At 60.0% G+C, this 16,861-nt stretch carries 15 protein-coding genes; 7 read left to right on the top strand and 8 right to left on the bottom strand.

Going from position 1 to position 16,861, the window contains the following annotated elements:
* Window positions 1-7: 7 nt before the first annotated feature.
* The 3 genes from JJB09_RS20555 to JJB09_RS20545 all read left to right on the top strand — a co-directional run bounded on the left by JJB09_RS20555 (window position 8) and on the right by JJB09_RS20545 (window position 3,658).
* Window positions 8-1,585, top strand: a complete 1,578-nt coding sequence (locus JJB09_RS20555) for a glycosyltransferase family 39 protein (RefSeq protein ID WP_201662770.1) — start codon at window positions 8-10, stop codon at window positions 1,583-1,585.
* 110 nt (window positions 1,586-1,695) lie between these two features.
* Window positions 1,696-2,826, top strand: coding sequence for a glycosyltransferase (locus tag JJB09_RS20550; protein ID WP_343229064.1), 1,131 nt, complete (start codon window positions 1,696-1,698; stop codon window positions 2,824-2,826).
* Window positions 2,827-2,998: 172 nt separating this feature from the next.
* The gene (locus JJB09_RS20545; protein WP_201662767.1) at window positions 2,999-3,658 is read left to right on the top strand and encodes a glutathione S-transferase family protein; all 660 of its coding nucleotides are present in this window, start codon (window positions 2,999-3,001) and stop codon (window positions 3,656-3,658) included.
* A gap of 114 nt (window positions 3,659-3,772) precedes the next feature.
* Here the strand turns inward: JJB09_RS20545 and JJB09_RS20540 are convergent, their stop codons facing one another.
* Complete coding sequence (locus JJB09_RS20540; protein WP_201662764.1) at window positions 3,773-5,362, bottom strand: tetratricopeptide repeat protein; 1,590 nt, start codon at window positions 5,360-5,362, stop codon at window positions 3,773-3,775.
* 133 nt (window positions 5,363-5,495) lie between these two features.
* Window positions 5,496-6,386: a phosphoserine phosphatase SerB gene (gene serB / locus JJB09_RS20535; RefSeq protein ID WP_201662761.1), complete on the bottom strand. Its 891-nt coding sequence runs from the start codon at window positions 6,384-6,386 to the stop codon at window positions 5,496-5,498.
* Here serB and miaA point away from each other — a divergent pair.
* Window positions 6,385-7,278, top strand: a complete 894-nt coding sequence (miaA, locus tag JJB09_RS20530) for a tRNA (adenosine(37)-N6)-dimethylallyltransferase MiaA (RefSeq protein ID WP_201662758.1) — start codon at window positions 6,385-6,387, stop codon at window positions 7,276-7,278. The genes serB and miaA overlap by 2 nt on opposite strands.
* A 36-nt stretch (window positions 7,279-7,314) precedes the next feature.
* On the opposite strand, the gene JJB09_RS20525 is transcribed toward miaA, so the two are convergent.
* Window positions 7,315-9,306, bottom strand: coding sequence for an ATP-binding protein (locus JJB09_RS20525; RefSeq protein WP_201662755.1), 1,992 nt, complete (start codon window positions 9,304-9,306; stop codon window positions 7,315-7,317).
* A gap of 340 nt (window positions 9,307-9,646) precedes the next feature.
* On the opposite strand from JJB09_RS20525, the gene JJB09_RS20520 reads away from it, so the two are divergent.
* Together JJB09_RS20520 and ilvN are read left to right on the top strand one after the other, a co-directional pair.
* Window positions 9,647-11,428, top strand: coding sequence for an acetolactate synthase 3 large subunit (locus tag JJB09_RS20520; RefSeq protein ID WP_201662752.1), 1,782 nt, complete (start codon window positions 9,647-9,649; stop codon window positions 11,426-11,428).
* Between the two features lie 20 nt (window positions 11,429-11,448).
* Window positions 11,449-12,021, top strand: coding sequence for an acetolactate synthase small subunit (gene ilvN / locus JJB09_RS20515; RefSeq protein WP_201662747.1), 573 nt, complete (start codon window positions 11,449-11,451; stop codon window positions 12,019-12,021).
* An 81-nt stretch (window positions 12,022-12,102) separates the two neighbouring features.
* On the opposite strand, the gene JJB09_RS20510 is transcribed toward ilvN, so the two are convergent.
* From JJB09_RS20510 to JJB09_RS20490, 5 genes are all read right to left on the bottom strand, one after another.
* Complete coding sequence (locus JJB09_RS20510; protein WP_201662733.1) at window positions 12,103-12,876, bottom strand: anti-sigma factor family protein; 774 nt, start codon at window positions 12,874-12,876, stop codon at window positions 12,103-12,105.
* Window positions 12,873-13,430 carry an RNA polymerase sigma factor gene (locus tag JJB09_RS20505; RefSeq protein ID WP_201662717.1) on the bottom strand — a complete coding sequence of 186 codons (558 nt, stop codon included), beginning with the start codon at window positions 13,428-13,430 and terminating at the stop codon, window positions 12,873-12,875. Before JJB09_RS20505 ends, JJB09_RS20510 begins: the two co-directional genes overlap by 4 nt.
* Entirely contained in the window at window positions 13,411-13,788 is a 378-nt protein-coding gene (locus JJB09_RS20500) for a COG4315 family predicted lipoprotein (protein WP_201662714.1), read from the bottom strand. The genes JJB09_RS20505 and JJB09_RS20500 overlap by 20 nt, the downstream gene beginning before the upstream one ends.
* Window positions 13,789-14,068: 280 nt before the next feature.
* The gene (locus JJB09_RS20495; RefSeq protein WP_201662710.1) at window positions 14,069-14,956 is read right to left on the bottom strand and encodes an FkbM family methyltransferase; all 888 of its coding nucleotides are present in this window, start codon (window positions 14,954-14,956) and stop codon (window positions 14,069-14,071) included.
* 165 nt (window positions 14,957-15,121) lie between these two features.
* A complete protein-coding gene (locus JJB09_RS20490) occupies window positions 15,122-15,970 on the bottom strand; it encodes an aldo/keto reductase (RefSeq protein WP_201662708.1) in 849 nt (282 codons plus the stop codon).
* A gap of 150 nt (window positions 15,971-16,120) precedes the next feature.
* Between JJB09_RS20490 and JJB09_RS20485 the strand changes: the two genes are divergently transcribed.
* The gene (locus tag JJB09_RS20485; RefSeq protein ID WP_201662706.1) at window positions 16,121-16,714 is read left to right on the top strand and encodes a LysE family translocator; all 594 of its coding nucleotides are present in this window, start codon (window positions 16,121-16,123) and stop codon (window positions 16,712-16,714) included.
* The last annotated feature ends 147 nt before the right edge of the window (window positions 16,715-16,861 follow it).

The following is a 16,861-nucleotide window of genomic DNA, read 5'->3' as shown; positions in this document are numbered from 1 at the left end:
TTCGCTCATGTATCAGAGTCTGGATATCATACCGGGCAAGACGCAGGACGGAGCCGCCGGCCTTGTCGCGCGATTCTTCTGGGCGCTCGTCGCTCTGATCCTCGCGATCGGGCTGATTTTCCGACTGCCAGGCCTCAGCAGCCGGTCGCTCTGGATCGACGAACTCTATAGCCAATGGTTCTCGTCGAGGTCGTTTGCTGAGCTGTGGCGAGATGTACCATCCTACGAAACGCATCCGCCGTCCTATTATACGTTGCTCAAGCTATGGACGCTTGTCTTCGGCGATTCCGAGCTAGGCCTCCGAAGCCTGTCACTGGTGGCGAGCATGGCAACGATCCTTGCCGTTGCCGTTTCCGGCCGGTTCCTGAAGGCCGGCTTGCGGGCTGAGGGCGTTGGCCTCCTCGCAGCGACCTTTCTGGCCGTGAATTATGCCAACATCCGTGATGCCCAGAATGCCCGTCCCTATGCGCTGCAGACCTTCATCATCACAGTCGCTATCCTCGCAGCGTTCTCGCTCGTTGCGCGTCTCAACCAGTCCGCAATTGCCAACGAGCATTCCGAGGGACGGCTGGCGGATGGTTGGCGGACCGCTGGGCTGGTCCTTGGCCTGTCCACCGGCTGCGCGCTATGGATCCACAATACTAGCCTATTCATTGCCCTGGGAATCTGGTGCGGTTTGGGTCTGTCGCTGATTGTCACGCCGGCAGGACAGCGGCTTCGGAATTTTGCCATCTTCTGCGCTGCGGGTATCCTGGCGCTCGTCATCTGGGCGCCCTATGCGCCGCTGTTCATCGAGCAGTCCCACGCCTTTTCTGGCCTGGCCTTCTGGCTCGAGCCGAAGACGCGGGATCTCTACAGTGCATGGATGTTGCTTCTGGGGGAAAGCTGGCCGGCGTTTTCCCTAAGCCTTGTGCTTTTAGGGTTTGGCATTTTCCGCCTTGCTCGCTGCGGGCCGGTATTCGCGCTGCTTGCCGGGGCAATTCTGCTGGTGCCGCTTTACAGCGTATTGATGCTGAGCTTTGCGGTAAAACCGATCTACATCCAACGCCTGTTTGCGTGGATGGTGCCGCTTGCGTCTCTGGTCATCGCGCTTGGCATCCTGACGGCGACAAACCGGCAGTGGCTCAGGCTTGTGCTCATGCTTCTCGTCGTCTTGATTTCGGCTGCCAGGTCCGTCGTGGATATCGACAGGCCGATTGATGACTGGAAAGCGATTGTGGCAGAGATCGCGCGCAACGCCCGGCCGGGCGATGTCGTTATCGCTGTACCAGCGGAGGGCAGTATTGCCGTCGGTTACTATGCAGCGCGTCAGGCGCATTTCCCACCTGTGGTTTGCGTTCCCGGCTGCTATCCCCAACGCAACCTGCCCAGAGTCTATGGCAGTAATTTTGGCGCTCCGAAACTGATCGAGGCTGATGGCGAGATCGTGGACCGCGCGCTCAGCACACATGGGCGCGTTTGGCTGGTCCAGGTTTCGGTGCAACTTTATGACCCGAAGAGCATTGTAAGGTCGAGAATCGCAGCAGCCAGGACATTCGTGCGGTATTATGGAAACTCGCTCGCAAGGGTCGATCTCTTCGAGTGAGCCAATCGCTTTTATGGGATGGCGGTCAGCAAACCATGGTGCAGATCGGCAGTCGAAGCAGGATATCGGGCAGTCGCAGTACCTCCGCGCCGGATAAAACGGCTTCCGGTGTGCAAGCTGCACGAGCAGTTTCATGGCCACCGTCCATTCACGGACCTGTCGCGGAGTTAACGGTCGTCGTTCCCACCTACGCCGAGCGAGACAACATCGCTGAACTGGTCAGGCGGCTTACCTCGATCCTCGCCGGCATTGATTGGGAGGTTGTCTTTGTCGACGACGACAGTCCGGACGGAACTTCGGCGCTGGCAAAATCGATTGCGTCGACCGATCCTCATATCCGGTGTATCCGCCGGGTGGGGCGGCGGGGTCTGTCCGGTGCCTGCATCGAAGGTATCCTGTCTTCATCCGCCCCCGTCGTCGCCGTTATGGACGCCGATCTCCAGCATGACGAAACGCTGTTGCCGCAGATGCTACAGGCAATCCACGGGGGCGCGGATCTGGTCGTCGCGAGCCGCTACGTCGCCGGCGGGTCTGCCGAACAGGGTTTTTCCGGCTTGCGCCGGTGGGGCAGTGGACTGGCGACGGGCATGGCTCGGATTTTGACGGGTACGCAGGTGTCGGATCCCATGTCCGGCTTCTTCATGATCCGCCGCGAAGCAATCGAGGAACATGCAGAGGCGCTGGCCAAGGAAGGCTACAAATTGCTTCTGGATATTCTCTGGACTACGGGAAAATCGCTCAAGATCATGGAGCTTGCCTACCGCTTTCGCGAAAGACGCAGTGGCGAGAGCAAGCTCGATGCGCGTGTGACCATCGACTATCTGGGGCTGCTGTTCTCGAAATTGCTTGGCGGTGTGTTGCCCGTCCGCTTCCTCATGTTCGGCGCGGTGGGCCTTTCAGGCGTCGGCGTGCATCTGCTGGTGCTAGGCTATGCGCTCTCGACCCTTCGCCTCAGTTTCGAATGGTCGCAACTGACCGCCGTGATTGCCGCCATGACCTGGAACTTTATCCTCAACAATCAGCTGACCTATCGCGACGCCCGCCTGTCGGGTTGGCGGTTCGTCGGCGGGCTCATGATGTTCTATCTTGCCTGCTCGATCGGTTCCATCGGCAATGTCGGCGTGGCGAGCTGGATCTACTCCTACCATGCGACTGCCTGGGTCGCCGGCCTTGCCGGCGCGATCATCGGTGCGGTGTTCAATTACGCCGTCAGTTCGGCGCTGATCTGGAAACGCAAATGATTGCGGTGGGGCTGATTTCATGACCGGTCAGCCTAGTGCCGTCTCGCAGGCGGCCTGAAGTTATTGCCAATTTCCAGAAGCTCGGCGCGAATTACTGCTTGCAGCATGCAACTGGTTGAGATACGAGCAATCCACTTGCGAAATGCAATCGGTTTTCTCGGGAGGCTCCACGATGTCACTTGCGCTTTACGGTCATCCCTTCTCGTCGTACACGCAGAAAGTGTTGATAGCGCTTTATGAGAACGACACGCCCTTTGAATTTCGCTGCATCGGCCCGGACACGCCTGAGCACTCGGCCGAGTGGCTGCGGCATTGGCCGCTGCGTAAATTTCCGCTGCTGTCGGATGGCGAGCGCGACGTCGCCGAGTCCAGCATCATCATCGAGTACCTGCATCTCGTACATCCAGGGCCCGTGCGTCTCCTCCCAACGGACCCGACGGTGGCATTGGACGTGCGTTTTCTCGACCGCTTTTTCGATCTACACGTCATGAACGTGGTACAGCACGCAGTAGGCGGAGCGTTGACCGGTGACCCGGTAAAGCGCCAAGAGGGACTTGCGCTTTCCAAGGAATTGCTGGAACGCGCCTATGCTTGGCTTGAAGGACATCTTGCCGGCAGGACCTGGGCTGCAGGTGTGGGCTTCACGCTGGCGGACTGCGCGGCCGCGCCCTCACTATTCTACGCCGATTGGACGCACCAGATTTCGGAGGCGTTTCCCGCGTTGCGCGCCTACCGTGCGCGGTTGCTTGCCCGCCCGTCCTTCGCCCGGGCGGTGGACGAGGCGCGGTGGTTCCGGCCGAACTTCCCTCTGGGAGCGCCGGATCGGGATTGAAGCCTTGCGCTGCAACCCCTGGCCGGGATCATGGTGGCGAGCGTGCGGGCGTAACGATGCAGCTCTGGCTGTGATCGCCGCACATGCACCTCCAAGTCCGCCTGCCGCATAGGCCTAGGGTGTATTCTGGTCCAGCAGCGACTTGAGCACGCTCTCCAATGCGGGCGTCATGGCGTCGGACTTGTCGCCCTTGAGCAGGCCTTTCGCCTTCAACCGGTCCTGGAGCCGGGATCGGAAATCCTCCGACCAACTGGCCCAACGGTTGAAGAGTGCGTCCAAGGCTGCGGGTTCACCCGTTGCCAACGCCTTCAGCATCCGGTCCACGGCTTCGCCGGTGTCGCGCTGAATTGTCTGGCCATGGTCATAGAGCTCGGCCATACCGACATCGCCGGCCGGGTTTCCCAGGTCCGACGCCTTGGCGTACCAGTCAAACGCGGCGCGCTCGTCCTTCATGACGCCCAGTCCCTGCCGATAGATGGCGCCTAGGTTCAGCGCAGCCTCTGCGTTGTCACCGTCTGCAGCCTTTCGATACCAGTCTATGGCCTGCTGTATATCCGGCGGCGTGCCCAGGCCATGCTGATAGAGATTGCCAAGGCTGTTCATCGCAGCCGGCAGATTTTCGCTGGCGGAAAGGCGAAACAGGTTCATCGCCTGCGCATAGTCCTGCTTTACGCCATACCCCAGCTGATACATGGTGCCCAGATTGAAGGCGGCATCCGGAGCCCCTAATTCGTCGGCGCGGCGGAAGAGTTCCAGTGCTTTCCGATAGTTCTTCTCGACGCCCAAGCCACGCTGGTACATGAGGCCGAGGCTGTTGGTGGCTTCCGCGTGATCCTGCTCCGCAGCAGCCTGATACCAGCGAACGGCTTCGGCATAGTTGCGCGGAACGCCCTTGCCGTTTTCATACATGACGCCTGTGTCGTACATGCCGTCGGAGTTGCCGAGTTCGGCGGCATTCAAATGCAGTTCGAACGCTTTTTCCGGATCCGCCTGAACGCCGCCGGTTCCATCGTCGTACATGATGGCGACATTGTTGATTGCCACCGGACTGCCAGCACTGGCGCCTTTCGAGTACCAGCGGAAAGCTTCAACGATGTCGGCATTCACGCCCTGACCGTTTTCATAGAGTATGCCGATATTGTTCATCGCGTCGGGATCTCCGAGCGCGGCGGCCTTGCGATACCACTCCATTGCCTTTGCATAATCGATCGAGTGGCCGTCGCCTTCGTCATAGAGAAGACCGCGATTGTACATTGCCGTGCGGTCTCCGAGCGATGCGGCACGTTCATACCAATGCGCCGCTGCGTCGAGGTCCTGCGGAACGGCATTTCCGTCTTCGTAAAATGTGCCGACGCTTGAAATCGCTCGCGCCTGGCTTTCGTCCGCCGCCTTCAGGTACCAGGTCAGCGCGCGCGCATATTGCCCGGCACTTTCAAATGCCCGACCGAGCTGGAACTGCAGCCTGGCGTCGCCGGGGCTTACCGCAACGGCAGCTTCGCACGCAGCGATAGCTTCGCCGCTGTTGATCAAATGGATATCGACCCCGGCAACGTGCTCGGGGCGTGTCGTATCTGCGGGATCGGCGGCGAGAACGTCGCAACGCGTCGCCACATCGCTTGGCTGGCTCTCGGCAACGGCAACATCACTAACAGTGCCCGTGCCGAGGCCGACCGCGAGCGCGGCGATGTGAAATAGGCTTATCATGGGCAAATCGTTCGAACTTCATTCTTCGTGGAATAACGTTTTGGCGGCCGATTTTCACCGACTCGCCTGTTCGTTGTTCCATGGTGACGTCGAACGACAGGGCGCGCCATCCACCCAGAATTGTTTTCGCCGGTTATCCCGTGACGAAATCCGACTTGCGGTATCCCTGTATGTAGAGCAGGGCGGTCAGGTCGCCGTGGTCGATACGCATGCGCGACGCGGCCGCTACCGCGGGCTTTGCATGCAGCGCCACTCCGGATCCAGCGAGCTGCAGCATACCGAGGTCGTTGGCGCCGTCGCCCACCGCGATCGCATCAGCCGGCGTGATCTCGAGCATTTCCGAGAATGCGACGAGCGAATCGACCTTTGCCTGTTTGCCGAGGATGGGTTCGGCGACTTTGCCGGTCAGCTTGCCGCCTTCTTCGAGCAGGACATTGGCGCGGTTGACGTCGAAGCCGATCGTTGCTGCGATCGGACCGGTGAAGACGGTGAAACCACCCGATACCAGTGCGGTGAAGTAGCCCCTGGCCTTCATGGTTCGGACGAGTTCGATCCCTCCCGGAGTTAGCGTAATGCGCTTGGCGATCACTTCATCCACGACGGAAAGCGACAGGCCCTTGAGCAAAGCCACGCGTTCGCGAAGCGCGGGTTCGAATGCGATTTCGCCGTTCATAGCGCGCGCGGTGATGTCCGAGACCTTTTCCTTCAGGCCGACTTCCGCAGCCAGTTCGTCGATGCACTCCTGCCCGATCATGGTCGAATCCATGTCGGCGATCAGCAGCTTCTTGCGACGGAGCTCGGCTTCCTGCACGACCACATCGATGGCCAGGTCGCCGATGGCATTCCTCAGCGTGGCTTCGGCCGCTGTTGCATTGGTCCCGTCCCGAAGCGCGATGTCGCAGGCGATGTTGTCCGCCAGCCAGTAAAGGCCGGATGCATTGGCGGCGGCTTCCGCTCGCTCTGCAAGCTCCGAAGTGAGGATGGGATTTGACGGATTGGCTATAAGCGTGGCAACGAGGGCCATGAAGACTTCCTCAGGTAATGGAATGGATGCGATCCTGATAACCGGGCCGACGGCCAGCGGCAAGTCCGCTCTGGCGGTGGAACTGGCCAAACTGCATGGCGGCGAAGTTGTGAACGCCGACAGCATGCAGATTTACGACACGCTGGACGTGTTGACCGCGCGACCGCGCGTCTCGGAGATGGCAGGGATCCCACATCATCTCTATGGCACGGTTCCCGCGTCGGCCAAATATTCGTCAGGAGAGTGGCTGCGCTCGGCCGAAGGCGTGGCTGGCGATATCCGGGCAAGAGGGCGGATTCCCGTCTTCGTTGGCGGGACGGGCCTCTATTTCAAGGCTCTGACGGGCGGCCTGTCTGACATGCCGGAGATTTCCCCGGCTGTTCGTGATAAGTGGCGGGGGCTTCTCGTGGAGGAGGGGCCAGCAGCCCTGCACAGGCGATTGCTGGCGCTGGACCCGAAGGCGGCCGGCATGCTCAGCGTCTCGGACGGCCAGCGGATCGTCCGGGCGCTGGAGGTCTTTGAGGTGAGCGGCAAGTCGATCGCGGATTTTCAGGCGGAGGCGGGCAGGGCGGTCATCGATCCCGAGGGGGCGCTGAAGCTGATCGTCGAACCGGAACGCGCCGTATTGCATGACCGGATCAACAGACGCTTTGCCAGCATGCTGGACAACGGGGCCATCGAGGAGGTTGAGGCGCTTCTAGCACTCGCGCTCGATCCCGCCATGCCTGTGATGAAGGCGATTGGCGTGCCACAGATCGCCGCGCTGCTCGCGGGGACGATGTCTCGGGCAGAGGTGATCGAAAGGGCATCCGCCGCCACCCGGCAATACGCCAAGCGGCAGATGACCTGGTTTCGCAACCAGATGGACGACAGCTGGACGCGCCGACAATAGGCCTGGCAGAGATTTCCCCGGCACTGGCCGGCGCCATCACTTCTTGAAAAAACTATCGTGGGGACGTTTCAGCAGCGTATTGCGCAAACCGCTCGATCCGCAGGCGCCTTGCCGTTCATCGCCTCGAAGCAGCGAATCGTAGCGATCAATGCGTGAATCCGGCCGAGACGCCGATGGGTCAGCAACACGCATGGATCCCGGCAGCATGTTGGGGTTATACGGCTCCAGATTTGTGTCTGCAGCCTCAGGCATGCTGCGCCGGGGAGGCTCGAAACTCTCGGTAGTGGTCTCCGGGCGCGTTACGGCGACCGCATCGAACACCGAAGCTTCCGAAGCGGAAACGCGAGACTGGAAGTCCGAAATATCGGGGCCGCCGCTGGTCCGCATCCGATCGACAATCGTCGTCAGGCTGATGGTGTTGGGGTCGTCGGTGCTCTCGGCCACCTCTGTACCGTTGGCGGTCGGCAGGAATTTCTGCTGAACCCGGTTGAATTTTAGCCGCATCGGAACCGGCACGGCTTCACCGAATGCAATCGCCTCGCCATTTGCCAGCGATGAAATGAAGGTCAGCGCCGATGTGGACGAACTCGGCAGGGCCTTGGCAATGATTTCCTGGTCGCGATCGTTGGACAGGCGCAAGGCAAAAATCGTTGAACATTGCGACAATATGGTCTGGTCGAGTTCGCCGGGGCGCTGGGTGATAATCCCCAGTGAGGCGCCGTATTTGCGGCCTTCCTTGGCGATCCGGGCGATTGCCTGGCGAGTCGGAACAAAGCCGAGAGAAGGATCTGACGGCACATAACGATGTGCCTCTTCGCATACGACGAGGATGCGAACCGCTCCCTTGCTCCACAAGGCGATTTCGAATGCCATCCGGCAGAGGACCGAGGCAACCGAGTTGACCACCTCGGAGGGAATGCCCGCGAGCTGGAATGTGCTGATGGGGCGGCCTCCGCCGGGGATGCGGAATATGAACGCGATGGTCTCGTTGATCGTGTCGCTGATCGTGTTCGAAGAGAACATGAAGCGGTAGCGTGGATCATTGAGCGCTGCCATCAGCCGGAGCTTCAGCGCGCGCAGATACGGCTTCTCGTTGCGGCCATCGAGCTTGCCGATGCGTTCGTCGATCAATGCGATCAGGTCGGCGATGCGATAGGGGACCGGCGTATCGGCAGTCAGCCCGTTGCGCTCGCCGTGTCGTCGGCTTCCCGCCTGTTCGCCGCGAAAGGCTTTCTTGGCTTCGGGGATGAGGTCGCGTAGCGCATCGAGTTCGTCCGGTACCGCAGGACGACCCCGGAACAGCACTTCGGTGAATTCCTCCAGTCTGAACAACCAGAACGGCAAATCGAGATTGTGGGTGTCGATAACGACAGCGCTTTCAGGGAATGCAGCGGCGAATTCGTTATGCGGGTCGAGGATCAGCACACGCAATTTTGGATCGGAGGCAATCGCCTCGCGCAGCAACAACGTCACCGCCGTCGATTTACCCGAACCGGTACTGCCGACGATAGCGAAATGTTTCGACAGCATCGAGGACATGTGGACTGCCGCGTCGGCATTTTCGTCCTGGCTCAGATGGCCGATGATGGAGACGTCGGATTTGCCGTGGTCATAAATGCGGACGAGATCGGATGAGCGAATATGATGTGCATGCGCGCCGAGATAAGGATAGGTGCTGATGCCGGTCGAAAAGCGCTCGCTGCCATCGGGCTGCCGCCGGACTTCGCCCATCAGTTCCAGTTCGACATGGAAAGCGTTCGGCGCTTCTTCTATCCAAAGGGCACTGGTGGTGTGCATCGAGCGGGTGAGCGCCACCACGCGGTTGGCACCGACTGCGATCGTTACAAGGCGACCGACCGCCCAGCCGGCGAGATCATCGCTTTCGCCGGCGTCGACCTTGGCGGAAATCGTAGCCTTGCCGCCGTCGCAGGCAACGATGTGGCCTAACGAGCGGTCTTCAGGTTGATCCCAAGCGCGCCTTTCCTGAATGCCAGCACTGGGAGAATTCTGCAGATCCTTGCTGTACAATTGCTGGCTCCACTTATGTTAGGAAATGCATATTAGCGCTTGCGGGTTAAAATCCTGTTTCGGGACGCCTGTCCCGAAATGACACGCCGCAAATGACGGCTTCCCGGCATTTCTCGGGCAATTTTACCGGCTCGCGGCCATTGACGATGAAAAAAAATCCCGTTATGCAAAGCGCCATGAACACGATCGCAAACATTCTTGTGGTGGGTAGGCGTATGGGCAGGATGGTGTAACCATCCGGCGAAAGCCACCCATGCGCAAATCGAGGCTCCTCCGGGGGCCTTTTTTTATGCCTGAAAACTTGCTATCGCGCGGATAACGAAGGGAAGGAAATTGAGACATGACGGGCACAGATGATATGCGGATGACTGGAGCGGAAATCGTTCTGCGAGCGCTGAAGGATAATGGCGTCGAACACATATTCGGCTATCCGGGCGGCGCGGTGCTGCCGATCTACGACGAGATCTTCCAGCAGGAAGAAGTCCAGCATATCCTCGTTCGCCATGAACAGGGCGCGGGACATGCCGCCGAAGGCTATGCGAGGTCGACCGGCAAGGTCGGCGTATTGCTGGTCACCTCCGGTCCTGGCGCGACCAATGCGGTCACCCCGCTGCAGGATGCGCTGATGGACTCCATCCCGCTCGTCTGCATCAGCGGCCAGGTTCCGTCGTCGCTGATTGGCTCCGACGCATTCCAGGAATGCGATACTGTCGGCATCACGCGCCCCTGCACCAAGCACAATTGGCTGGTCAAGGACGTCAACGATCTCGCCAAGATCCTGCACGAGGCTTTCCGCGTTGCCCAATCCGGCCGCCCCGGTCCTGTTCTCGTCGACATCCCCAAGGATGTGCAGTTTGCCACCGGCACCTACCAGCCGCCTTCTGCGGTCCCAACTGCTGCGCATTATCAGCCGAAGATCCAGGGCGATCTGGCTGAAATCGAAAAGGCCGTCGCCCTGATGGCCGGCGCGAAGAAGGGCGTCATCTACTCGGGTGGCGGTGTCGTCAATTCCGGCCCGACCGCCTCAAAGCTGCTGCGCGAACTGGTCGAACTGACAGGATTTCCGATCACTTCGACCCTGATGGGCCTTGGCGCCTATCCGGCTTCCGGTCCGGCCTGGCTCGGCATGCTCGGCATGCATGGTACCTACGAAGCCAACATGGCCATGCACGACTGCGACGTCATGCTTTGTGTCGGCGCCCGGTTCGACGACCGTATCACCGGCCGCCTGAACGCGTTCTCGCCGAACTCCAAGAAGATCCACATCGACATCGATCCGTCGTCGATCAACAAGAACGTTCCTGCTGACGTCAAGATCATTGGCGACACCGCGTCTGTTCTGGAAGACATGCTGCGCATCTGGCGGGTCAGTGCAAAGACCGCCGACAAAGGGCGCATGAAGGAGTGGATGGCGCAGATCGATCGCTGGCGTAGCCGCAATTCGCTGGCCTACACCATGAACAACGACGTGATCATGCCGCAATATGCCATCGAACGGCTCTATGCGCTGACCAAGGATCGCGATACCTACATCACCACCGAAGTCGGCCAGCACCAGATGTGGGCGGCGCAGTTCTATCATTTCGAGGAACCGAACCGCTGGATGACGTCGGGTGGCCTGGGGACGATGGGCTACGGCCTGCCGGCTGCACTGGGTGCGCAGATCGCCCACCCGAACAGCCTGGTCATCGACATCGCCGGTGATGCGTCGGTGCAGATGACCATGCAGGAAATGTCGGCGGCGGTGCAGTACAATGCGCCGATCAAGATCTTCATCCTCAACAACCAGTACATGGGCATGGTCCGCCAGTGGCAGCAGCTGCTGCATGGCAATCGCCTGTCCAATTCCTATACCGAAGCGATGCCGGATTTCGTCAAGATGGCGGAAGCCTTCGGCGCACACGGCATCCGTTGCGAAAAGCCGGGTGAACTCGACGCGGCGATCCAGGAAATGATCGACGTCGACAAGCCGGTGCTGTTCGACTGCCGTGTTGCCAATCTCGCCAACTGCTTCCCGATGATTCCGTCGGGCAAGGCACACAACGAGATGCTGCTGCCGGATGAGGCCACCGACGATGCGGTCGCCAATGCGATCGACGCCAAGGGCCGCCAGCTAGTTTAAGTTTTCGGGAGCGAGAGACTATGACCACACACCTTCAGCCGACCGGTTCGGCCTACTTCATCTCCAAGGACACGGCGCTAGCTGAAAGCCACACGCTTTCGGTGCTTGTCGACAACGAGCCGGGCGTGCTCGCCCGGGTGATCGGGCTGTTTTCGGGGCGCGGCTACAACATCGAAAGCCTGACCGTTTCCGAAACGGAACACGCCTCACACCTGTCGCGCATCACCGTGGTGACGCGCGGCACGCCGCATGTGCTCGAACAGATCAAGTCGCAGCTCGAGCGCATCGTACCGGTGCATCGGGTCGTCGACCTGACCGTGCGGGCCCGTGATCTTGGCCAGGAGCGACCGATCGAACGGGAACTGGGGCTCATCAAGGTTGCCGGCAACGGCGAACATCGCGTCGAGGCGCTGCGCCTTGCCGAGGCGTTTCATGCTAAGGTGATCGATGCGACGGTGAGCCACTTCGTGTTCGAGATCACCGGCAAATCCTCCAAGATCGACCAGTTCATCGCCATCATGCAGCCGCTCGGCCTCATCGAGGTGTGCCGCACCGGCATCGCGGCGATGAACCGCGGCCCGCAGGGGATGTGATTGTGAAAGGCGGCGCGCAAGCGCCGTCTTTATGCTCTCGTGCCCGGATAAGCTGGGTGGAGATTAAGGTGATGCGGCCCGTCACGTATCGAACTGCTGGTAACAGGTGTCGGCAACACGCCTGAGCAGGTCGCGAGGGATTTCTCCCGTGACGGCATAGGAAAGCTTGTCGTCGATCCAGTAGAAGGTTTCGACAGGGCCGTTGGCAGCGAAGCGGAAGCTGGTGACGGCATTTTCCTGGCTCTGGCCGATCAGCACCGTCAGCCGCTTGCCGCTGGCTTCCTCATACATCAGAAGCGCGCCTGCCTTGCCGTTGGCAGGAACCAGCCGGCCCCCGACCAGGCTGAAACCCAGCCCGGAAAGATCCGGAGCCGAAAGCTTGTGACCGAGCTTTTTGCCCAACCATGCAACGAGATGGTCCTTGTCGTCGGCACGCACTTCGACCGGATGGCGCACCTCGCTCGCGTAGATCAGGAATGCCGAACTGGCCTCGTCGCGTACGGATGCCTCGTGAACAGGGAGTTCTCGGGAAGGCGCCGCAAGATAGCCGGTCAGGGCACCGGCGGCAAACAGGCAGATACTTGCGGCTGCGAGTGCCACGCTGGTCGACCACCGGCGGGTGGGTGCCGCCTCCGGCGTTTTCAGCAGTGTGGCGTCGTTGGCCAATGCACGCTGATACGGTGCGAACATGCTCTTGATGCTATTGTTCTGTGCTTGCCACTCCAATAGCCGGGCCTGATCGTCGGGATGATCCGCCAGCCACTGTTCGACACGTGCGATATCGCCGTCGGGCAATTGTCCATCGACATAGGCGTGCAGCATTTCGGCGGTGACTGGTCTGTCCGCGTCGCTCATTCGGATCTCCGGATCGGTACGATGTTGTCTTCAGCGAGACGTTTGCCCAGATGTTCTCGGGCCCGGGCGAGTCGCGACATGATCGTGCCTACAGGCACTTTCAGCATTGCCGCCACCTCGGCATAGGCATAACCCTCGATCACCACCAGCATCAACACGGCGCGATGGTCAGGGCTCAGCGCTTCGAGCGCGCGAGCCAGTCGGGCGCGCTCGAGAGGGTCGCCCGTCATATCGGGCGTCGCGATGTCTTCCGCCTCCGCAATCTCAACCTCGGGAAAGCGCCTAATGCGGCGCGTGCCGTTGCGATAGAGATTGGTCATAATGGTCAGAGCCCAGCCGCGCAGATTGATGCCGGACCATGCGGCGCGGCTGGAGAGCACGCGCTCCACGGCGTCCTGCAGCAGGTCTTCGCCATCGGCATCGGACCGGGTCAGGCTGCGCGAATAGCGGCGCAGGTCGGGCAGCAGGGCAAGCAGCCCGCCCTCGAGGCTGCCGGGCGAGGGCACATCAGCGCGCCCCGCCCGAAAATGCGGTTTACTCGGGCCTTGCGGCATTCCAGACACCTTTGAAGCCGTCACCGGTCACGTCGCCCTCCTTCTTGTCCTTTATCCAGTAGTAGAGCGGCTTGCCATAGTAAGCCCACTGCATCGTTCCGTCCTTGCGCTTGATGATCGAATAGTCGTCGTCATCTTTGTCGCCGGCCTTGGCCATGAGTGGCAGCCAGGCCTTGGCGCAGTCGCCGTTACAATTGGACACGCCCTTCTTGTCCTTCTTGAAGGTATAGAGGGTCATGCCTGAGGCTCCGGCAATCACTTCGCCTTTCTCGGTCTTGACGATCTTCACTGCCGGACCCGCAAAGGCGAAGGACGCGCTTGCGAGCAGCATGAGGGGAACGAGTGTTCGGATACGCATGGTGGTCTCCCTGGTGTGACGCCGCACGATTTGCGCGACCGTTCATGGGAAACATGAGGCAGGCGATTTATTCCGTCGATTCCGAAAAAACTCAGATCATATCCAACGGCACCTTTCGCGCCGCCGGCGGCACCCGGAAGTGCCCAGCCTTGTCGATCAGGCGTAGGCACAGAGGGCGTGGTTTTCGGCGATATGCTTACCTCGATTGGGGCTTGCCGGGAAACGATTTGCGGCGCCCTTCGGTCTCGTGTGGCGCCGCTTTGAATGGGCTGCGCTGTGCTCAGGCGGCAATGCGCATTTTGCCGGTGTCCTTGTCAATCTCGACGCCGGGATTGTGCTGAACGACAGGCCAGATCTTGGAGAATCCGGCCGGTGTGGTGAAAAGGATATTGGAGATGACGGCAGTGTGGATGTCGACGCCCGGGCAGATGAACTGCGGTGAACGGCCGTCAAAGTACAGCAGGAATGCCAGATAGCCCTGCGTATACATGTAGTCGATCAACTGTTCGGTGGATGAATCGAGCTTTTTGAGGCCAAACGTGTTCAGTTCCGCGATGATGAACGGAATCGACTGATTTTTCAGCCAGTCATATGCTCCTCGCAGAATGGCGTGCTCGGCGCCTTCGGTATCGATCTTGACCATCTTGACCTTGTCGAGGCCGAGGCTCGTGAACTCGTTCGACAGCGTCGTGGATTTCATTACCGAATAGCCGTCATTGAATTCTGGATCGCCAAAGAATTCACCGGGGTTCCACAGCGCATTGCCACCCGAACTGCTCTTGTTGAAGTAGAAGTTGACGTCCTCCACGCAATGCGACGCCGGCCTCGAGATGATCTCGACATTGTCATATCCGTTATTGGCGCAGTGAAGCGTGATCCGTTCGATGTTTTTCGGATCCGGTTCGAAGGCATAGACTTTCCCCTCTGGTCCGACGAGCGTCGATGCAAGCAGCGTGAAGTAGCCGACATTGGCACCGACATCGATGAACACGTCGCCGGGTTCGAGGATCTTCTGTACGATCTTCGTGACATCCGGTTCGTAGGAGTGGCCCGCTCTCAGGAAAGAAAGGATATGATTTTCATTCGCATTGGTATCGTCCAGCTTGAGGGTGATTTCCTTGCTCTCGCCAAGCTTGTTTGTGACTTTGACCTTGAAATCGATTTCCATTTTTCCCCCGGAGGCTGCACGTAGGTTACCTGCAGGGGAAGCTATTCAAACATGGTTAATCGCCGATTAACGAAACAATCCAAGATAGTAAGCCCTGGTAGTCGGCGGGAGCGGCAGCAAACCCGTGGGAACACACGTAGAGAAGCTGCCGGCCCTTGTGCTGATTCAATTCATTTCCAGCGGCACCTTTCGCGCCGGCGGCGGGAAGGCTGCATCCAGCACGGCCCAGTCCTCGTCGCTGACATCCAGCGAGACGCAATCCCGGTTTTCTGCGACCCGTTGGCGGCTGGATGTCTTGGGGATGGGGATGACGCCGTCGCGTTCCAGCAGGAAGGCGAGCGCCAGTTGCGCCGGCGTCGCCTGATAGGCCTTGGCGATGCGGATCAGTTCGGGATGACGCAGGATGCGCCCCTGTTCGATCGGCGAATAGGCCATCAGCGGAATGTTGCGGTCCTGGCACCAGGGCAGCAGGTCGAATTCCGGGCCGCGTCGGGAAAGATTGTAGAGCACCTGATTGGCGGCAACATTCTTGCCGCCCGGGACAGTCAGGAGTTCTTCCATGTCGTCGGTGTCGAAATTGGAGACTCCCCAGGCGCCGATCTTGCCGTCGGCTTTCAGCGTCTCGAACGCCTGGACCGTCTCGGCCAGCGGGTGGTCGCCGCGCCAATGGAGTAGATAGAGATCGATACGCTCTATGCCCATGCGCACAAGGCTGCGCTCGCAGGCATCGATCGTGCCCCTGTGGCTGGCATTCCACGGATAGACCTTGCTGACGATGAAAAGCCCGTCGCGCCGGCCCTTGATCGCCTGACCCACAATCATCTCGGCGCCGCCTTCGGCATACATTTCGGCGGTATCGATCAGGGTCATGCCGAGGTCGATGCCTGCCTGAATGCTGTCGATTTCCGCCTTTGCCTGACTGGCATTCTCGCCCATGTTCCATGTGCCTTGGCCGAGCGCCGGCACTTCCGTGCCATCGGGAAAAGTAATCGTCGGGATCGGGTCGTTGTCCATGCGTGCTCACCTGTTGCTTGTTCGCCTGAGCATATTCCCTGTCGGTTCGGCGTCAAACGGTCTTCAATCAATTTCCGTGCGATGCCCTCCAATGTTATTCATTGGACGCGGGGAGTTAGGTCAGTATTATTGACCTAACCGGAGAAGCCCATGTCACCCGAAATATTCCTTTCGCTGCTACTGTTTGCGTTTACAACCTCGATCACGCCCGGTCCGAACAACATGATGTTGCTGGCTTCCGGGGTCAATTTCGGGCTTCGACGGACGGTTCCGCATATGCTCGGCATAGAGCTTGGCTTTGCAAGCCTTCTGGTCGCATGCGGCTTCGGTCTGGGGGCGCTGTTGCACGCCGTGCCGATCGCCTATCTCTTGTTGAAGATCGCCGGCGGCGCCTACCTTCTTTATATCGCCTGGTCAATCGGCACGTCACGGACGCTGGGCGAGGGCGGGGAGACATCGGCGCCGATGGGGTTTTGGGCTGCTGCCCTGTTTCAATGGGTGAACCCAAAGGCCTGGGTGATGGCCGTTTCTTCGATGGCGGCTTATGCGAATGCCGAAGACCCCATTGGCTCGATTCTGCTCGTCACATTTGCCTTCCTTCTGCTTGCACTGCCGTGCCAGGGTGGCTGGGCCGGCTTCGGCGCCCTGCTGCGCGATTGGCTGTCGCATCCGGTGCGCCTGAAGCGCTTCAACATCACGATGGCCGTTCTGCTGGTTCTGTCGCTCTGGCCGATGCTAAAATAGGGCGATGTCCGGCTTGTTCAGCATCAGCCGGCGCAATTGACGACCACATCCTGTCCGGCGAGAAGTCGATTCCAATCCGAGGCTTGAGTCAGTTTCTTCAGGTCGGTTCATTTTCGCCAGTGCCCCTGCTTGGCTTTTTCGCTGCTT

This window comes from Phytoamicus setariae (assembly GCF_016722925.1).
In the GTDB taxonomy this organism is placed as follows: Bacteria; Pseudomonadota; Alphaproteobacteria; order Rhizobiales; family Rhizobiaceae; genus Rhizobium_E; species Rhizobium_E setariae.
Note: the sequence above shows the minus strand (reverse complement) of the source record. Positions and strands in the feature narration are given on the sequence as shown.